Origin of the sequence: Nitratidesulfovibrio sp. HK-II, assembly GCF_003402415.2 — a bacterium.
Lineage (GTDB): Bacteria > Desulfobacterota > Desulfovibrionia > Desulfovibrionales > Desulfovibrionaceae > Cupidesulfovibrio.
Genome location: NZ_AP036014.1, coordinates 1,842,886 through 1,858,279 on the forward strand (window position 1 = coordinate 1,842,886; position 15,394 = coordinate 1,858,279).

Below are 15,394 nucleotides of genomic sequence, written 5' to 3' on the forward strand. Positions count from 1 at the left end.
ACGGCGGAGAGGGTGCTTGCCGTGTAGTAGGAGGCTGCCCCGCTTTCGTCAAGCCAACGCCGCCGTGCCGCCACACGGGGCGGGCATGTCTGATGACTGTCTTGCGCAGGCGCGGTGCCGCCATGCATCACGCAGCACGCATCATGCGACCATCGAGTGGGGGATTTCATGACCGGGCAGGAACACGGGCACGAAAGCGGCGCAGACCGCGCATGTCCGGAAGGCGCCCCGCGCGACGATGCGGACGCCTGCCGGGTCATCGTGCTGCCCGAAGAATGCCGCGACCCTTCCGTGCAGGGCGAAGACGCAGAATTCGCCCACCCCGCCGACGTCGCCGACCATCTTGAGAATCTTTCGCTCGAACGCCAGGTGTGCGTGCTGCGCCACCTGCCCGCCGAAGACGCCGCCGACGCCCTGGCCGAGCTTGACGAGCACGTGCGCGTCGACCTGCTGGAAAACCTCGACGCCGACGTTGCCGCCCAGATCCTGTCCGAAATGTCGCCCGACGACGCGGCCGACGTGCTGGACGAACTGGACGAGGACCACCGCGACGTCCTGCTGAACAGCCTCGAAACCGAGGACGCCGAGGAAATCCGCCACCTCATGGCCTTCGACCCGGATACCGCGGGCGGGGTCATGAACACCGAGGTGATCATCCTCGACCATGGCCTGACCGCCGACCAGGCCATCCTGCAGATCCGCGCCGAGATCGAAGACAAGGAAATTCCCTACTACGCCTACGTGGTGGACGAGCAGGACCGCCTTGTGGGCGTGCTGTCGCTGCGCGACATCATGCTCTGCAAGCCCGGCAACAAGCTGCGGGACGAGGTGCGCGGCCAGGGCCTCATTTCCGTGCTGTTCGACCAGGACAAGGAAGACGTGGCGCATCTGCTGGGCCACTACAACTTCATGGCCATGCCCGTGGTGGACTACGAGGGCCGCCTGCTGGGCGTGGTCACCCACGACGACATCATCGACATCATCCACGACGAAGCGTCCGAGGACATGCTGGGCATGGTGGGCGCGGGCACGGACGAAAGCGTGGACACGCCGTGGCACGAATCGGTGCTGAAGCGGCTGCCGTGGCTGGTCATCAACATGCTGAACTCGGCCGTGTCGGCGTCCGTTGTCTACATGTTCGAGGGGTCCATCGCCCAGATGGCGGTGCTGGCCGTGCTGATGCCCATGGTGGCCAACCAGGCGGGCAACACCGGGCAACAGGCGCTGGCCGTGATGATCCGGCAGCTGGCGGTGGAACGGTTCGACCGGCGCAAGGCTTGGTGGGCGGTGCTGCGCGAGGCCAAGATCGGCCTGTCCAGCGGGGCCATTGTCGCGCTGCTGGTGCTGTGCGCGGTGTGGGCGTTTGCCGGGTCGTGGAAGCTGGCGGCGGTGATGTCGCTGGCGCTGCTCTTGGACATGTTGCTGGGGGCGCTGGCCGGGGCGTCCATACCGCTCATTTTGCGCGCGCTGCGGCGCGACCCGGCGCAGGCGTCCAGCATCTTTCTTACCGCCATCACCGACGGCGCGGGGTTCTTCATCTTTTTGGGGCTGGCGACATTGGTATTGTTTTAGGCGCCATGCCACATGCCTTCGTGGCGTGATAATGTGCAGGTGGGCGTCCGTACAACGCGCGGAGACGCTCGATTGCTGAGGCTGCATGAATGAAGAAGGGCCGGTCCCCCATGGTGGGACCGGCCCTTGGCCGTTCGGTGCGGCAGCCCGCCGTCGCGCGGGCTACAGGGTGAGCACCGAGGCGTCTATGATCTCGCGGCGCATCTCCAGAAAGCGCTTGCCCGTCAGGTCTCGCGGGCGGGGCAGATCCACGGTGTAGGTGCGTTGCACCCGGCCGGGCAGCTTGCCTTCGATGGTGACGATCCGGTCGGCCAGGAACAGCGCCTCGTCGGTGTTGTTGGTGACGAAGATGACGGTGCGCTTGTCGGTCTGCCAGATGCGTTCGGTCTCCTGCTCCATGAAGATGCGCGTCTGGGCGTCCAACTGGCCGAAGGGTTCGTCCAGCAGCATCACCCGGGGCTTGTTGGCGTAGGCGCGGGCAATGCCCACGCGCTGCTTCATGCCGCCGGAAAGCTGGTGCGGGTAGTGCTTCTCGAAGCCTTTCAGCCCCACCAGGTCGATGTAGTGCAGGGCGATGTCACGGCATTCGTCCTTGGGCAGGCCGCACAGTTTCGGCCCCATTTCCACGTTGCCGAGCACGGTCTTCCACGGAAAGAGCATGTACCCCTGGAACACCAGCCCACGGTCGGCCCCCGGCCCGGTCACCGGCTCTCCGTCCAGGATCACGGTGCCGGTGGTGGGTGTTTCCAGCCCGGCGATGATGCGCAGCAGCGTACTCTTGCCGCTCTGGCCGGGGCCCAGGATGACCACGAATTCGTTGGCCTGCACGTCGATGCTCACGTCGTCGAGCACCGGCACTTCCTGACTGCCCTTCTGGATGAAGGTCTTGCTCACGTTGCGGCATTCGATCACGGCGTCGTCCCTTCCTTTCGGGTGTGCGATTGCTGCGGGCTGCGGGCGCGGTGGGCAAAATCCTGGCGGGCTACAGCCCGGCGATCTTGCGCTTCCACGGGCACAGCTTGCGTTCCAGCGCGGTGACCAGCAACGTGGTGCCCCACGCCGCCGCCGCGATGACCGCCATGCCGCCGATGACCATGGCCGGTTGCGACAGGTTCATGCCCTGCACGATGATGTACCCCAGGCCCGAGCGGGCGCTGACCAGTTCCGCCGCCAGCACGCAGGTCCAGGCGATGCTGAGCGATATCTGCAAGCCCGCGAAGATGGCCGGGAACGAGGCGGGAAAACAGACGTGCAGGATTTCGTCGCGCCGCTTGCCGCCCAGCATGCGCACCACGTCGTACAGTTCCGGCTCCACCAGGCGCACGCCGTTGTAGGCGTTGAGCAGGCAGGGCACGAAGGTGCCCAGCACGATGATGAACACCTTGGACGTCTCGCCGATGCCGAACCACAGGATGGAGATGGATATCCACGAGATGGGGGGCATGGGCTTCAGCAGGTCGAACAGCGGTTTTACGATGGCGTTGACGTAGCGGTTCAGGGCCATGAACAGGCCCAGCGGCACGGCGATGGCGGCGGCGATGGAAAAGCCCGTCACCACGCGCCGGGTGCTGGCCCACACATGGCCCCACAGGGTCAGTTCCGCCAGTTCCTCGCGGGCGAGAACCACCAGCTGTTCCAGCACCTCGTGCGGGCGGGCCAGGGCGCTGCTGCCGCCGCCCAGCACGTTGGAACCGGCCAGCCAGTCCCACGTCCAGAAGAACGTCACGATGGACACGGTGTGCAGGAACCAGCGGTTGGTGAGGATGCGGACGAGGCTGAAGGGGCCGTGGTCCACCACCTGGCCCACGGTTTCGTTGGCGATGGAAGAGGTTGCGGCGTTGCACGTGGCTTCCTGCGACATGGTCTACCTCCTGATTCCGGCCAGCAGCCGCTTTTCCACCCTGTCGATGATCACGCCGATGAACGCGCCGGTCAGGCCCACCATGAACATGCCCAGCACCACCATTTCGGGCATGGCCAGGCGGCGGCCCATGGTGATCATGAACCCCAGGCCCGCGTCGGCTGCCAACAGTTCTGCCGCCACAAGGTTGGTCCAGCAGCAGGCCAGCGCGATCTGGAGTGCGCCGAAGACCATGGGCAGGGCCGAGGGGATGCACAGCTGCCTGAAAATCTGCCAGTCGCTGGCCCCGTAGGTGCGGGCCATCTGGATGAGCGTGGGGTTGGTCATCTTGACGCCCACGTAGGCGTTGATGACGCAGGGCACCAGCCCCCCCAGCCAGATGATGAATATCTTGCCGGGCAGCCCGATGCCGAACCAAAAGATGGTCAGGGGTATCCACGCCACCGGGGGGATGGGCCGGATGATCTCGAAGATGGGCCGGGCCAGCCCCTCGGCCACGTTGAACCAGCCCATGGCCAGGCCCAGCGGCAGCCCCACGGCCAGCGCCAGGAAATAGCCGCCGAAGGCTTCCTGGATGCTTACCCAGGCGTGCTCGTACAGCAGCGCGCCGTCCGGGTCGATGTTGGTGAACTTGTCGAACAGAAGCTGCGTCACGGTTGTGGGCGCGGCCAGCATGGTGTCCGGCACGACCCCGGTGCGCACGACGATCTCCCATGCGATGAAGAACGTGGCCACGCTGAGAATGGGCAATATCTTCAGCGCCAGCGGTGTTCTTACGACTACCTCGCGATACGCGGTCATGCAGACCTCCGGTGTCGGCGGGTGGGAAGGGGCGCCCGCCCCGGGCGGGGCGGGCGCTGCGCGTAAGCGGTTACTTGACGGTGGGCACCAGCTTCAGGAACTTGTCGGTGATGTAGTAGCCGGACAGCAGCTTTTCACCTTCGGCGGGCTTCAGCTTGCCGAGTTCGGTGAAGAACTTCACCAGGTCCTTCTGCCATGCCTGCACCTGGCTTTCGCCAGCGGAGGCGTCGAACATCTTCAGCTGTTCCTGCAGGGTGAACACCGGGTGCAGTTCAAGGTCCATCTTCGCTTCTTCCTCGGTCATGTTCAGCCCGGCCCACTTCAGGAACTTGGCGTATTCCGGGGCCAGCTTCACGCCTTCGGAGCGCAGGGCGTCGATGCCCTGGAAGTACACCTTCAGGAAGCGCGCGACTTCCTCGGGGTTCTTGTCGCAGTACTCCTTGTCGCCAATGAGCACGATGGGCACGAAGCCGCCCGCCGTCTTGACGTCGGAGGCGACCTTCCAGCCCTTCTTGAGGCCGTTGTACATCTGCGGGGCCCACAGCACGACCGCGTCGCCGATGCCCTTCTCGAACGCGGCCACGCACTGGGCGGGGTCCATGTTCTTGATGGTCACGTCCTTGTCGGTCAGGCCCAGGGACTTCAGCCACAGGCTCATGGCGTAGTGGCCGGACGAGATGGTGGTGGCCAGGATGGTCTTGCCCTTGACGCTTTCAGGCGAGCCGAACACCTCGGGGTGCTTGGGGTTGAATCCCTTGGTCTTCAGGATGGGGCTGTCCGGACGCACCAGCACCGCGTTGGTCACCGACTCGTCGTTGGCGATGGCGATGAGGTAGGCGTTCTGGCGCAGCGCGCCGAACATCATGGGCACGCCGCCCGTGCCGCCCACGACCCACTGTTTGGCGGGCAGGGCTTCGATCTGGGCCATGCCCGAATCGAACATGTGCATCTTGAAGTCGAACCCGGCGGCCTTGTCCCAGCCCTTCTGCTTGGCGTACCAGGGCACGAAGGTTTCGTGTTCGGCCTGCCAGGTGGTGTTCAGGATCTTCACTTCCGCAGCCAGGGCCGTTGCCGCCATGGCAAGAAGAGCCATCACGGCAGCCGCAAATCCAACCCAACGTTTCATCTGGAGCATGGTCAGACCTCCTTGAAGCAGGTTACGGTAGACTGTCTGGGGCGTATGTTCTTGCCATTGCGAGTCCCCTTGCGGGGTTACCACCATCTGATGAGCTCCGTGACGTGTTCACGGATGCGTACGAATTCCGGGTCCATGAAGTCGCGCGGGCGGGGCAGGTCCACGCGGACCTCGGCCTTGATGCGCGTGGGCTTGTTGGACAGCACGAGGATGCGCTCGGACACGTAGACCGCCTCCTCGATGTTGTGGGTGATGAACAGCACCGTGCTTTGCAGCTTGCGCCACAGGTTCACCAGTTCGTCCTCCAGATAGAACCGCAGCTTCACGTCCAGCTGGCCGTACGGCTCGTCCATCAGCAGCAGGTCCGGGTCCACGGCGAACGCGCGGGAGACCGCGATGCGCTGCTGCATGCTGGCGGATATCTGGTTGGGGTACAGGTTCGCGCACTGGGTCAGCCCCACCAGGTCCAGGATGTGGTCGAGCCGCTCGTCGATTTCCTTTTGCGGGCGACCCTTGACCTCCATGCCGTAGGCCACGTTTTCGCGCACGGTGCGCCAGGGCAGGCAGGTGGGTTCCTGGAAGACGTAGGAGATGTTGTGGCGTTTGGGGTTGGCGGGCGTGCCGTCGATGAGTATCTGGCCGCCCGATGCGGGCAGCAGGCAGGACAGGGCGTTGAGGAAGGTGGTCTTGCCGCAGCCCGTGGGGCCGACGATGGCCACGAATTCGCCCTCCGCCACCGAGAAGGATATGTCGTCGAGAACCAGCAGTTCACCGAACCGCTTGGTGAGGTTGCATACTTCGATCTTGGTCCGTGGTCTGGCGGCGTCTTGCACGGGTACGCTCCATCGGCCGGGGGCTGTCGGCTCTTTCCGTCCGGTCTGGGCCGGAGGGGGAAGGACCGGGCCACCGCGTTGTCGGAGGCGGCGGATTCCGCGTCGTCGTCATGGCTGCGGGGGCCGGGCGTACCCGGCCGACCCCCGCGCGGAGGCCGGCCGGACCCGGAACGCCCCGTCTACAGCACCTCTTCCACAGGCACGTGCGACAGCCCGAAGGCTTCGGCCACGGCCGGATAGGTTATCTTGCCGTCCACCACGTTCAGCCCCTTGCGGATGTCCGCGTGGCGGCGGCAGGCTTCCTTCCACCCCAGGTCCGCGATGGTCAGGGCGTAGGGAAGGGTTGCGTTGGTCAGCGCGGCCGTGGAGGTCATGGCCACGGCGCCGGGGATGTTGGCCACGCAGTAGTGGCTCACGCCGTCCACCACGTACACCGGTTCGGCATGGGTGGTAGGCCGCGAGGTCTCGAAGCAGCCGCCCTGGTCGATGGCCACGTCCACCAGGATGGAGCCCTTGCGCATCAGCGCGAGGTCTTCGCGGGTGACCAGGTGGGGGGCCTTGGCCCCCGGCACCAGCACCGCGCCGATGACCACGTCAGCCTGGGGCAGCAGCTTGCGGATGGCGTAGGGGCCGGACATCATGGTGATGCAGTTGGGCGGCATCACGTCGCTGAGGTAGCGCAGCCGGTCCAGGTTCTTGTCCATCAGGTACACCGTGGCCCCAAGGCCGCAGGCCATCTTGGCCGCGTTGATGCCCACGGTGCCCCCGCCGATGACCACCACAACGGCGGGTTCCACGCCGGGCACGCCGCCCATCAGTTTGCCCATGCCCCCGGTGGGTATTTCCAGGTACTTGGCGGCCTGCTGGATGGCCATGCGGCCCGCCACCTCGGACATGGGGGTGAGCAGCGGCAGCGAGCCGTCCGCCTTCTGGATGGTTTCGTAGGCGATGTTCACGTTGCGCGCTGCGGTCAGGGCGTGGGTCTGCTCCTCGTCGGCCGCCAGGTGCAGGTAGGTGAACAGTATCTGGTCCTTGCGCAGCATGCCGTATTCCGAGGGCTGCGGCTCCTTGACGTGCATGACCATGTCGCACTCGGCGAAGATGGCCCGCGCGTCGGACATGACGGCTCCGGCGGCCACGTATTCCGCGTCGTCGAATCCCGCGCCCGCGCCCGCCCCGGTTTCCACCAGCACCGAGTGCCCGTGCGCGCGCAGCGCCACCACGCCCGCGGGCGTCATGGCCACGCGGTTCTCCAGCACCTTGATCTCTTTCAGAACGCCGACCTGCATGGGATGCTCCTTTGCGGGTTGGAGTATCAGCCGAGCACCTTTTCAAGGGCCGCACGCAGGGTGCGGAGGATGACGTCGATGTCGCCCCTGGTGACCACATAGGCCGGGGCGATGTTGATGATGTTGTTGTAGCCGGGCAGGCTGCGGTTGGTGCGGCCCACCAGCACGCCGTTGGCCGCCATTTCGCCCACCACCTGGATGACCTTGCCCTCGGGCACGGGCTTCTTGCCTGCCCTGTCCTGCACCAGTTCGATACCGCACAGAAGGCCCTTGCCGCGCACGTCGCCGACATAGGGCAGCCCGGCCAGTTCCCGCAGGCCCGCCAGCAGGTAGTCGCCCATGGCCACCACGTTATCGAGCAGCTTTTCCTCCTCGATGATGGCCATGTTCTCAAGGGCGGCGCTGCACCCGGCGGCGCAGCCGCCGTAGGTGCTGATGTCGCGGAAGTAGGCCATCTTGTCGGCCGGGTCGTTCAGGAAGGCGTTGAAGACCGCCTCGGTGGTGGCGGTGACCGAGATGGGCATGTAGGCGCTGGCGACGCCCTTGGCCATGGTCACGATGTCGGGGGTGACGCCGTAGTGCTGGTAGCCGAACATGGTGCCGGTGCGGCCCATGCCGCAGACCACTTCGTCCATGATCAGCAGCACGCCGTGGCGGCGGCAGATGTCGGCCAGCACGGTGTAGTATTCCGCCACCGGCGGGATGACCCCGCCGCCCGCCGTGATGGGCTCGACGATGAGGCCGCCCACGGTTTCCGGTCCTTCCTGCTCAATGATCCGCTCCACCGCCCGGGCACAGTCGATGTCGCAGCCGGGGTAGCTCTTGCCGAAGGCGCAGCGGTAGCAGCAGGCGTGGGGAAATTCGACGAAGCCGGGCACCAGCGGGCCGAACCATTCCTTGCGTTCCGCCTGGCCGGTGGAACTGAGCGCGCCCAGGGTGGTGCCGTGGTAGTCGCGGGCGCGGAACAGTATCTTTTTCTTGGCGGTGTTGCCGGAAAGATGCGCCAGCGCGCGCACCATCTTGTAGGCCTTTTCGTTGGCCTCGGACCCGCTGTTGGAAAGGTAGGCGCGGGTCAGCCCCGGCATGTGGGCAAGCAGCTTTTCGGCGAACTCGATGTAGGGGATGTTGCCCGCCGTGGCCGCGTAGTAGGGCATGGCCTTCATCTGTTCGTACACGGCCCGGGCGATGCGTTCGCGGCCGTAGCCCACGTTCACGCACCACACGCCGCCCGAGGTGGCGTCCAGATATTCCCTGCCGTTGATGTCCCGCAACTTCAGCCCTTCGCCTTCGACCACGATCATGGGGCCTTTTCCGGCGAGGGCCTGGTGCTGGACGAGATGATGCCACACGTGGGCCATGTCGGCCGCCGCGTATGCCGCTGGGTCATGCTTCAGACTGGGGCTCATGTCCTGCTCCTTGGGGTTGTCAGGAAAAACGATGATGCCTTCCGTGATGCGGACCGCGGGGAGCAACCTCCGGGCGGGAATGATGCGGATGTGATCCGTCAATTGTCGGCGTTCCGGGCGGTCCTCCAGTAAATCCGGGGAAATCTGCGAAAATCCGTGAAGGCCTTCCGCCTTCTTTTTTCGCTTTGTCTAGACATAGCGATGAGACTTTGCTATTTTTTTGTCAAGCGTTTTTTGCGACGGGCGGGAACCTGCCGTAAAATAACCTCAACGCCACGCAACATCATGAAATGACAGCGCGGCATACCCCTCTGAGGAGGCTTCGACATGCCCAAGATGACCCCCAGTGAAGCAATGGCGGAAGTGCTGGTGCAGGAAGGCGTCACCCATGTCAGCGGCATTCTCGGCTCCGCTTTCATGGACCTGCTGGACCTGTTCCCGGCGGCGGGCATCGATTTCATATCGGTGCGGCACGAACAGACGGCGGGCCACATGGAGGACGCCTTCACAAGAATGACCGGCAGGGCAGGCGTTTGCATCGGCCAGAACGGGCCTGGCATCACCAACTACGCCACGGCGGTGGCCACGGCCAACATGGCCCACACGCCCATGGTGCTTATTTCGCCCAGTGCTGGCAGCATTTCCGTGGGTTGGGACGGCTTTCAGGAATGTGATACTTGGAACATGTTCAAGCCGATCACGAAAGCGTCACTCCGCGTGCCGCACCCCAAGCGCGCGGCCGACATCCTGCGCACGGCCTTCCGCATCGCCTACGCCGAACGCGGACCGGTGCTGGTGGATATCCCGCGCGACTTCTTCTACGGCGAACTGGACGAGGACATCCTGGCCCCTTCGCAGTACCGGGTGGCCCCCGGCGGCATCGGCAATCCGGAACAGTTCCGCGACGCAGTGGAAGTGCTGAAGGCCGCCAAGCGGCCGGTCATCGTCTCCGGGCGTGGCGTGGTCGATTCCGGCGCGCTGGAAACGGTAAAGGCCCTGGCCGAGCACCTCAACGCCCCTGTGGCCTGCACCTACCTGCACAACGACGCCTTTCCCTGCGACCATCCGCTGTGGACCGGCCCCATCGGGTACATGGGCTCCAAGGCGGCCATGCGCATCCTGCAGCAGGCCGACGTCATCCTGGCCATCGGCACCCGGCTGTCCTACTTCGGCACGCTGCCCCAGTACGACATCAACTACTTCCCCAAGACCGCCAAGATCGTCCAGATCGACATCAACCCCCGCCACATCGCCAAGACCCACCCCGTGGCCGTGGGCCTGTGCGCCGACGCAAAGGACGCCGCCGTGGAACTGCTGGCCCGCGTCCGCGAGGCCATTCCCAATCCCAAGCGCGACGATGCCGTGTACGCCATGGTCAAGGCCGAACTGGAGGACTGGTACAAGGAAATCGCCGCCATCGCCGACGAACCGGTGCAGGAAGGCCGCATGCACCCGCGCAAGGCGCTGGAGGTGGTGGGCCGCTTCGTCACCGCGCACAACGCCATCGCCACCACCGACATCGGCAACACCTCGTCCACGGCCAACAGCTACCTGCGCTTCCGCAACGCCAAGCGTTCGGTGGCCACGCTGACCTTCGGCAACACCGGGTTCGCCTATCAGGCGGGCCTGGGCGCGCAGCTTGCCTGCCCCGAGGACGCCGTGGTGGCCATCGTGGGTGACGGCGCGTGGGGCATGAGCCTGTTCGAGGTGCCCACCGCCGTGCAGTACAACCTGCCGGTCATCGCCACCGTGTACAACAACGGGGCATGGTGCGCGGAAAAGAAGAACCAGGTGGACTTCTACAACAACCGCTTCGTGGGCGCGGACATCTGGTCCAACTCGTATGCGGCCATCGCGGAAGCCATGGGCGCGGTGGGCTACAAGGTGAACACCCAGGCCGACCTGGCCGACGCACTGGACGCCGCCCGCAAGAGCCGCAAGCCCTCGGTCATCGAGATCATGACCGACGGCACGCGCCTGGCCCCGCCGTTCCGGCGTGACGCCCTGGCGCTGCCCACGCGGCACCTGCCCAAGTATGACCACCTGGACAAGCGGCACTTCCCCAAGTAGCCGCCGCCAAACTGCGATACGGCAAGGGCGGCGCGCCCGATGGTGCACGAGAGTGAACCCGGACAGGTCATGGCTGATGCACGGAACGGGCGCGCCGCCCGCGCCTTTTGGAAGCAAGACGGAAACACGGGGGCTTGCCCCCGCACGTGCGGCGCCTGCCGCCCCCTTGCAGGGGGGCGGCAGGGTCCGGCGGCTGTTCCCTTTCGGGGGGCGGTTTGCGTGCAGGAGCAGGAAATGTAGTCCGGCGTGCGCCTGGCAGCCACGGCTTCGGCCTGGCACACGCCGGGGCACGCCATTGGGCGCGTCCCCACCATACATGGGCAGGTGAACATGAATCCCTTTCTTCGCACCCGCGTGTACCAGGGCCCGGTGCGGGCCGTGGTGCTGGACTGGGCGGGCACGGCCGTTGACCACGGCTGCCTTGGCCCCGCCGCCGTGTTCGTCCGGGCCTTCGCCCTGCATGGCGTGGAGGTGAGCGTGGCCGAGGCGCGCGAGCCCATGGGCAGCGAAAAGCGCGAGCATGTGCGCCGCATGCTGGGCATGGACTCCGTGGCGGCCCGCTGGCGCGCCGCGCATGGCCGCGCGCCCGGCGAGGCGGACGTGGACGCCGTGTACCGCGACGTGGAGCCGCTGATGCTGCAAACCATCGCCGCCCATGCCGCGCCGGTGCCCGGCCTTGCGGAATTCGTGGGCCGCGTGCGCGGCCGGGGCATGGGCCTTGGTTCGTGCACCGGCTACACCGGCCCAATGATGGCGGTGCTGGCGCCGGAGGCGGCCCGTCAGGGCTACAGCCCCGACGTGGTGGTGCACGCCTCCGAGGTGCCGACGGGCAGACCGTACCCGTGGATGTGCTACCTGAACGCCATGCGGCTGGGGGTGCACCCCATGGAATCCATGGTCAAGATCGGCGACACCGTGGCCGACGTGCACGAAGGCCGCAACGCGGGCATGTGGACCGTGGGCGTGGTGCGCACCGGCAACGACGTGGGCCTTTCCGAGGCGGACGCTGCGGCCATGGACCCGGAACGCCTGGCTGTTCTGGCGGCATCCGCCGGGGCGCGGCTGCGCGATGCCGGGGCGCATTACGTGGTGGATTCCATCGCTGACTGCTTTGCCGTCATCGAGGCCATCGAGGCGCGCCTTGCCCGGGGCGAGTCGCCGTATCCGGGCTGATGCCGCCCGCGAAGCTGGGCGGAATGTTCAGCGGGGGCTGGTCTGCCACGCGCGTCCGTGGTACGCGGGCGTGGCCCGATGGTGCGGGTTTTTGCCTCCGGCAGGGGCGGTCGTGGGCCGGTCCGCCCTCGGGACGGGGAGAACGAAGGGGAAACGCGTGCCGGTGCGGTGGCGCACCGCGCGCGGCCATGGGAAGGGTATGGGCAAATCCAAGTATCTCGTCATTTACGAATGGCTTTCCGAGCAGATACGCAACAAGGTGTACCAGCCAGGGGACAAGATCCCCAACGAGAACGAGCTGGCCGCCATGTTCGGCGTGCATCGCATGACGGTGCGGCAGGCCATCGACAAGCTGGTCAACGACCACATGCTGGTGCGCAAGCGCAGCAAGGGCACCTTTCTGCTTTCCGAGAAAAGCCCGGTGCTCACCCGTTCGCTCGAAAGCATCACCACCTATTACGATGACATCATCAGCGCCGGGCTTGAGCCGCATTACCGGACCATCGCGGCGGGCATCGAGTTCGCCGACGCCGAGGTGGCCGCCCACCTGAACATCGCCGTGACCCAGCCGGTGATCTTCCTGTACCGGCTGATGCTGGCCAGCGGCGTGCCGCTGGTGCTGGAGCGTTCCATCCTGCCCACCGACCTGGTGCCCGGCTTTCTGGAAAAGAAGCTGGACACCGTGCTCTACAAGGTGCTGCACGAGGACTACGGCATGCGCCTGTTGCATTCGCGGCAGGAACTGGGTGCGGTGATGCCCACCGAGAGCGAGCGCAAATACCTGAAGATCGGCGATAATTGTCCGTGCATCTGGGTGGAGAGCGTGGTCTACGCCGATACGGGGCGAGCCGTGGAATTCAGCCGCGCCCTGCATCGGGGCGACAAGTACCGCTTCCGCTGCGCCATTGGCGGCTACGTGTACGACAAGGACGGCAAGGCGGGGCAGGTTCCCCTTGCCGGAGCGCTGGTGGACCCCGCCGGAAACGGCGGGGCAGGCTCGGAAGGCAAGGCTGGGCAGACGGAAGGCTGACCGTGTCCCGCCATGCCTGCGGGCAGGGGAAAACGCACGCGAAAAAGGCCGTGCTCCGTGGGAGTTCCGGCCTTTTTCGCGTGCGCCGCCATGAATCCGTTTGACGGACGTTTGGCGGGCGATGGGCAGGGGATGTCAGCGTTTGGGGGGCAGCAGCGACAGCCATTGCGCCGACTCGGGCGCGGGGTCCGGCGTGCGATGGGCGGCGGGGCGTCCGGTCGGCGCAGCCGGGGGTGCGTCGGACTGGTCCTGAGGCTGTTCTGGAGCAGGGGCCGGGGCGTCGGTGAGAACCTCTGCGGGGCTGTTTCCAGAAGTTGCCGGGGGGAACGCGGGCGGTTCCGGCTCGCCGGTTTCCTGTTCCGGCGTGTCCCACAACGAGGGGTGGCGTTCTTCCGCCAGCGCGGAGGGGGCGGAGGGCGCGTCGGGCAGCCCGGCGGACGGCCCCCTGCCGGGCTCGATTTCAGGCGCGGCCTGCGAAAGGGCATGGAGTGCGGCTTCATTCCCGGCGTCGGGCGCTGCGGCCGGGTGTTCAAGCGGTGAGGCATCGAACGCCGGGTCCTCGTGCTGGTATGGAGGCACGCTGCCCGCGTCGGCATCCATTCCGCCGTCCGTCATATGGTCCGGCCCGGCATGAGACATGCCCGGATCGAATTCCGGTTCCATGTCCATGGCGTTGCCCCAGACCGTTTCCGGTCCCATGTCGGACGCTTCGAAGGGCGTGTCGCCAGGGCCAGACGTGTCAGGGCCAGACGTGTCCGGGCCAGACGTGTCCGGGCCAGACGCGTGCGGGTCGAACATGTCCGGGAGGAACATGTCCGGCGCGGAGGCCATCATGTCCGCATCCGGGTCGGTGAAGGCGGCAGGGGCGATATCTTCGGAATACTCGGTTTCCGGGTAGTCCCAGTTGTCGTCCCGAGCGTCGTCTGCCCGGATGTCTTCCCGCGCGTCTTGCCGGATGTCTTCCCGGACGCCGGGGGCAAGGGATTCATCACCGCCGTGTTTCGCGTTGTCTTTGGCGGCGGCCAATTCCGCATCCGCCGGGGCCTGGTCGTCGTCCCCGGCCATGGGGGCGGCGTCCGCAGGGGGCGATGGATGGACATCCGGCACGATCATGGCCTCGGGCGCGTGGTTGGTCGCGGTCGGCGTGTTGTCTTCGGCCTCGGCGGAAAAACTTTCGGCCTCGCCGGGTACGGCCGGGCGTTCGCCATTCCCGCAACAGGCTGCGGGTGCGGCGTCCCGTGCTGCATCGGTCGGCACGAGGATGGTGGCCACGTCGGCCATGGGGCACGGAAAATTCCAGGCTCCGCTGGCCCTCGCTCCCTCCCCGGCCGTGTCGGCGTAGGCGGCGCGGCACAGTTCCATGAACGTGTCCATGTAGGGCGATACCCACTTGCCCTTGTGGCGCACCATGAGCACGGCGGTTTCAAAGGGCTGGTCCGTCCACGCCAGCGCGCGCAGGTTGCCTGCGCGCAGTTCGTCGCGCACGGCAACGCCGGGCAGCAGGGTCACCCCCACGCCAGATGCCACGCAGCCGCGCAGGGCCGCCGCGCTTGAAAATTCCAGCCCCGCCGCAAGCTGCACCCCTTCGGCGGCCAGGGCATCCTCGATCACCGCGCGGTACGAGCAGTCCGCAGTGGAAAGCACCAGCGTCGCGCCGTGCAGGTCGCGCGCGGACAATGTTTCGCGGCCCGCCAGCGGGTGATGCGGCGCCGCCACCAGCACCAGCGGCTCCACGCCCAGGGCCTCCACCACCAGGTCGCCGCCGCGCACGCTGTCGGTCATGACAAAGGCGAGGTCGGTTATGCCCTGGCGCAGGTCCTTTTCCAGTCCGTTCAGGGTACAGGCCGTCAGGTGCAGGGCCACTTCCGGGTGGCGGCGGCGGAACGCCGCGATGACCGGGGGCAGGCGGTAGGCGCACAGCGATTCCGGCACCCGCACGGTGAGCAGGCCGCGCAGGCGCGATTCGCCGGTGACCCAGGCGCGCGCTTCGTCCTCCACGTCGATGAGCTTGGCCGCGTACTGCACCAGCCGTTCACCGGCGTCGGTCAGCGCCACGCGGCGGCCCAGCCGTTCGAACAGCCGGACGCCCAGTTCCGTCTCCAGCGCGGCGATGCGCGCGGAAACCGTGGACTGCGCCGCGTTCAGTTCCGCCGCCGCGCGGTGGAAGCTGAGCAGGCGCGCCACTGCCGCAAAGGTCCTCAGATCGCGAAGCTCCATGGCCGTC

General features: G+C 66.5%; 12 protein-coding genes. 4 read left to right on the top strand and 8 right to left on the bottom strand.

Annotated elements, in window-relative coordinates:
- Nucleotides 1–168: 168 nt before the first annotated feature.
- Nucleotides 169–1,572: a magnesium transporter gene (gene mgtE / locus RVX_RS07405; protein ID WP_116305361.1), complete on the top strand. Its 1,404-nt coding sequence runs from the start codon at nt 169–171 to the stop codon at nt 1,570–1,572.
- Nucleotides 1,573–1,734: 162 nt separating this feature from the next.
- Here mgtE and RVX_RS07410 read toward each other — a convergent pair whose 3' ends face one another.
- From RVX_RS07410 to RVX_RS07440, 7 genes are all read right to left on the bottom strand, one after another.
- Complete coding sequence (locus RVX_RS07410; RefSeq protein ID WP_116305362.1) at nt 1,735–2,484, bottom strand: ABC transporter ATP-binding protein; 750 nt, start codon at nt 2,482–2,484, stop codon at nt 1,735–1,737.
- Nucleotides 2,485–2,554: 70 nt separating this feature from the next.
- Nucleotides 2,555–3,433, bottom strand: a complete 879-nt coding sequence (locus RVX_RS07415; RefSeq protein WP_116305363.1) for an ABC transporter permease — start codon at nt 3,431–3,433, stop codon at nt 2,555–2,557.
- A 3-nt stretch (nt 3,434–3,436) separates the two neighbouring features.
- A complete protein-coding gene (locus RVX_RS07420; protein ID WP_116305364.1) occupies nt 3,437–4,234 on the bottom strand; it encodes an ABC transporter permease in 798 nt (265 codons plus the stop codon).
- A 70-nt stretch (nt 4,235–4,304) separates the two neighbouring features.
- Nucleotides 4,305–5,369, bottom strand: coding sequence for an ABC transporter substrate-binding protein (locus RVX_RS07425; protein WP_116305365.1), 1,065 nt, complete (start codon nt 5,367–5,369; stop codon nt 4,305–4,307).
- Nucleotides 5,370–5,446: 77 nt separating this feature from the next.
- Nucleotides 5,447–6,202 (bottom strand): ABC transporter ATP-binding protein, encoded by a 756-nt coding sequence (locus tag RVX_RS07430; protein ID WP_116305366.1) that lies wholly within the window; start codon nt 6,200–6,202, stop codon nt 5,447–5,449.
- A 179-nt stretch (nt 6,203–6,381) separates the two neighbouring features.
- Entirely contained in the window at nt 6,382–7,491 is a 1,110-nt protein-coding gene (ald, locus tag RVX_RS07435) for an alanine dehydrogenase (RefSeq protein WP_116305367.1), read from the bottom strand.
- Between the two features lie 26 nt (nt 7,492–7,517).
- Entirely contained in the window at nt 7,518–8,885 is a 1,368-nt protein-coding gene (locus RVX_RS07440) for an aspartate aminotransferase family protein (protein WP_371682105.1), read from the bottom strand.
- 339 nt (nt 8,886–9,224) lie between these two features.
- Here RVX_RS07440 and xsc point away from each other — a divergent pair, with 339 nt between their 5' ends.
- From xsc to RVX_RS07455, 3 genes are all read left to right on the top strand, one after another.
- The gene (gene xsc / locus RVX_RS07445; RefSeq protein WP_007522069.1) at nt 9,225–10,967 is read left to right on the top strand and encodes a sulfoacetaldehyde acetyltransferase; all 1,743 of its coding nucleotides are present in this window, start codon (nt 9,225–9,227) and stop codon (nt 10,965–10,967) included.
- 330 nt (nt 10,968–11,297) lie between these two features.
- Nucleotides 11,298–12,140 (top strand): phosphonoacetaldehyde hydrolase, encoded by an 843-nt coding sequence (phnX, locus tag RVX_RS07450; protein WP_116306443.1) that lies wholly within the window; start codon nt 11,298–11,300, stop codon nt 12,138–12,140.
- A gap of 199 nt (nt 12,141–12,339) precedes the next feature.
- Nucleotides 12,340–13,170, top strand: coding sequence for a GntR family transcriptional regulator (locus RVX_RS07455; protein WP_230404467.1), 831 nt, complete (start codon nt 12,340–12,342; stop codon nt 13,168–13,170).
- Nucleotides 13,171–13,305: 135 nt separating this feature from the next.
- Here the strand turns inward: RVX_RS07455 and RVX_RS07460 are convergent, their stop codons facing one another.
- Nucleotides 13,306–15,387, bottom strand: coding sequence for a LysR family transcriptional regulator (locus tag RVX_RS07460; protein ID WP_116305369.1), 2,082 nt, complete (start codon nt 15,385–15,387; stop codon nt 13,306–13,308).
- Nucleotides 15,388–15,394 lie beyond the last annotated feature (7 nt).

What these genes read in the sequence shown, in the direction of transcription:
- RVX_RS07415 (WP_116305363.1), bottom strand. Translation starts at nt 3,433, where the DNA reads ATGTCGCAGGAAGCCACGTGCAACGCCGCAACCTCTTCCATCGCCAAC.
- RVX_RS07425 (WP_116305365.1), bottom strand. Translation starts at nt 5,369, where the DNA reads ATGCTCCAGATGAAACGTTGGGTTGGATTTGCGGCTGCCGTGATGGCT.
- mgtE (WP_116305361.1), top strand. Translation starts at nt 169, where the DNA reads ATGACCGGGCAGGAACACGGGCACGAAAGCGGCGCAGACCGCGCATGT.
- RVX_RS07455 (WP_230404467.1), top strand. Translation starts at nt 12,340, where the DNA reads ATGGGCAAATCCAAGTATCTCGTCATTTACGAATGGCTTTCCGAGCAG.
- RVX_RS07460 (WP_116305369.1), bottom strand. Translation starts at nt 15,387, where the DNA reads ATGGAGCTTCGCGATCTGAGGACCTTTGCGGCAGTGGCGCGCCTGCTC.
- phnX (WP_116306443.1), top strand. Translation starts at nt 11,298, where the DNA reads ATGAATCCCTTTCTTCGCACCCGCGTGTACCAGGGCCCGGTGCGGGCC.
- xsc (WP_007522069.1), top strand. Translation starts at nt 9,225, where the DNA reads ATGCCCAAGATGACCCCCAGTGAAGCAATGGCGGAAGTGCTGGTGCAG.
- RVX_RS07420 (WP_116305364.1), bottom strand. Translation starts at nt 4,234, where the DNA reads ATGACCGCGTATCGCGAGGTAGTCGTAAGAACACCGCTGGCGCTGAAG.
- ald (WP_116305367.1), bottom strand. Translation starts at nt 7,491, where the DNA reads ATGCAGGTCGGCGTTCTGAAAGAGATCAAGGTGCTGGAGAACCGCGTG.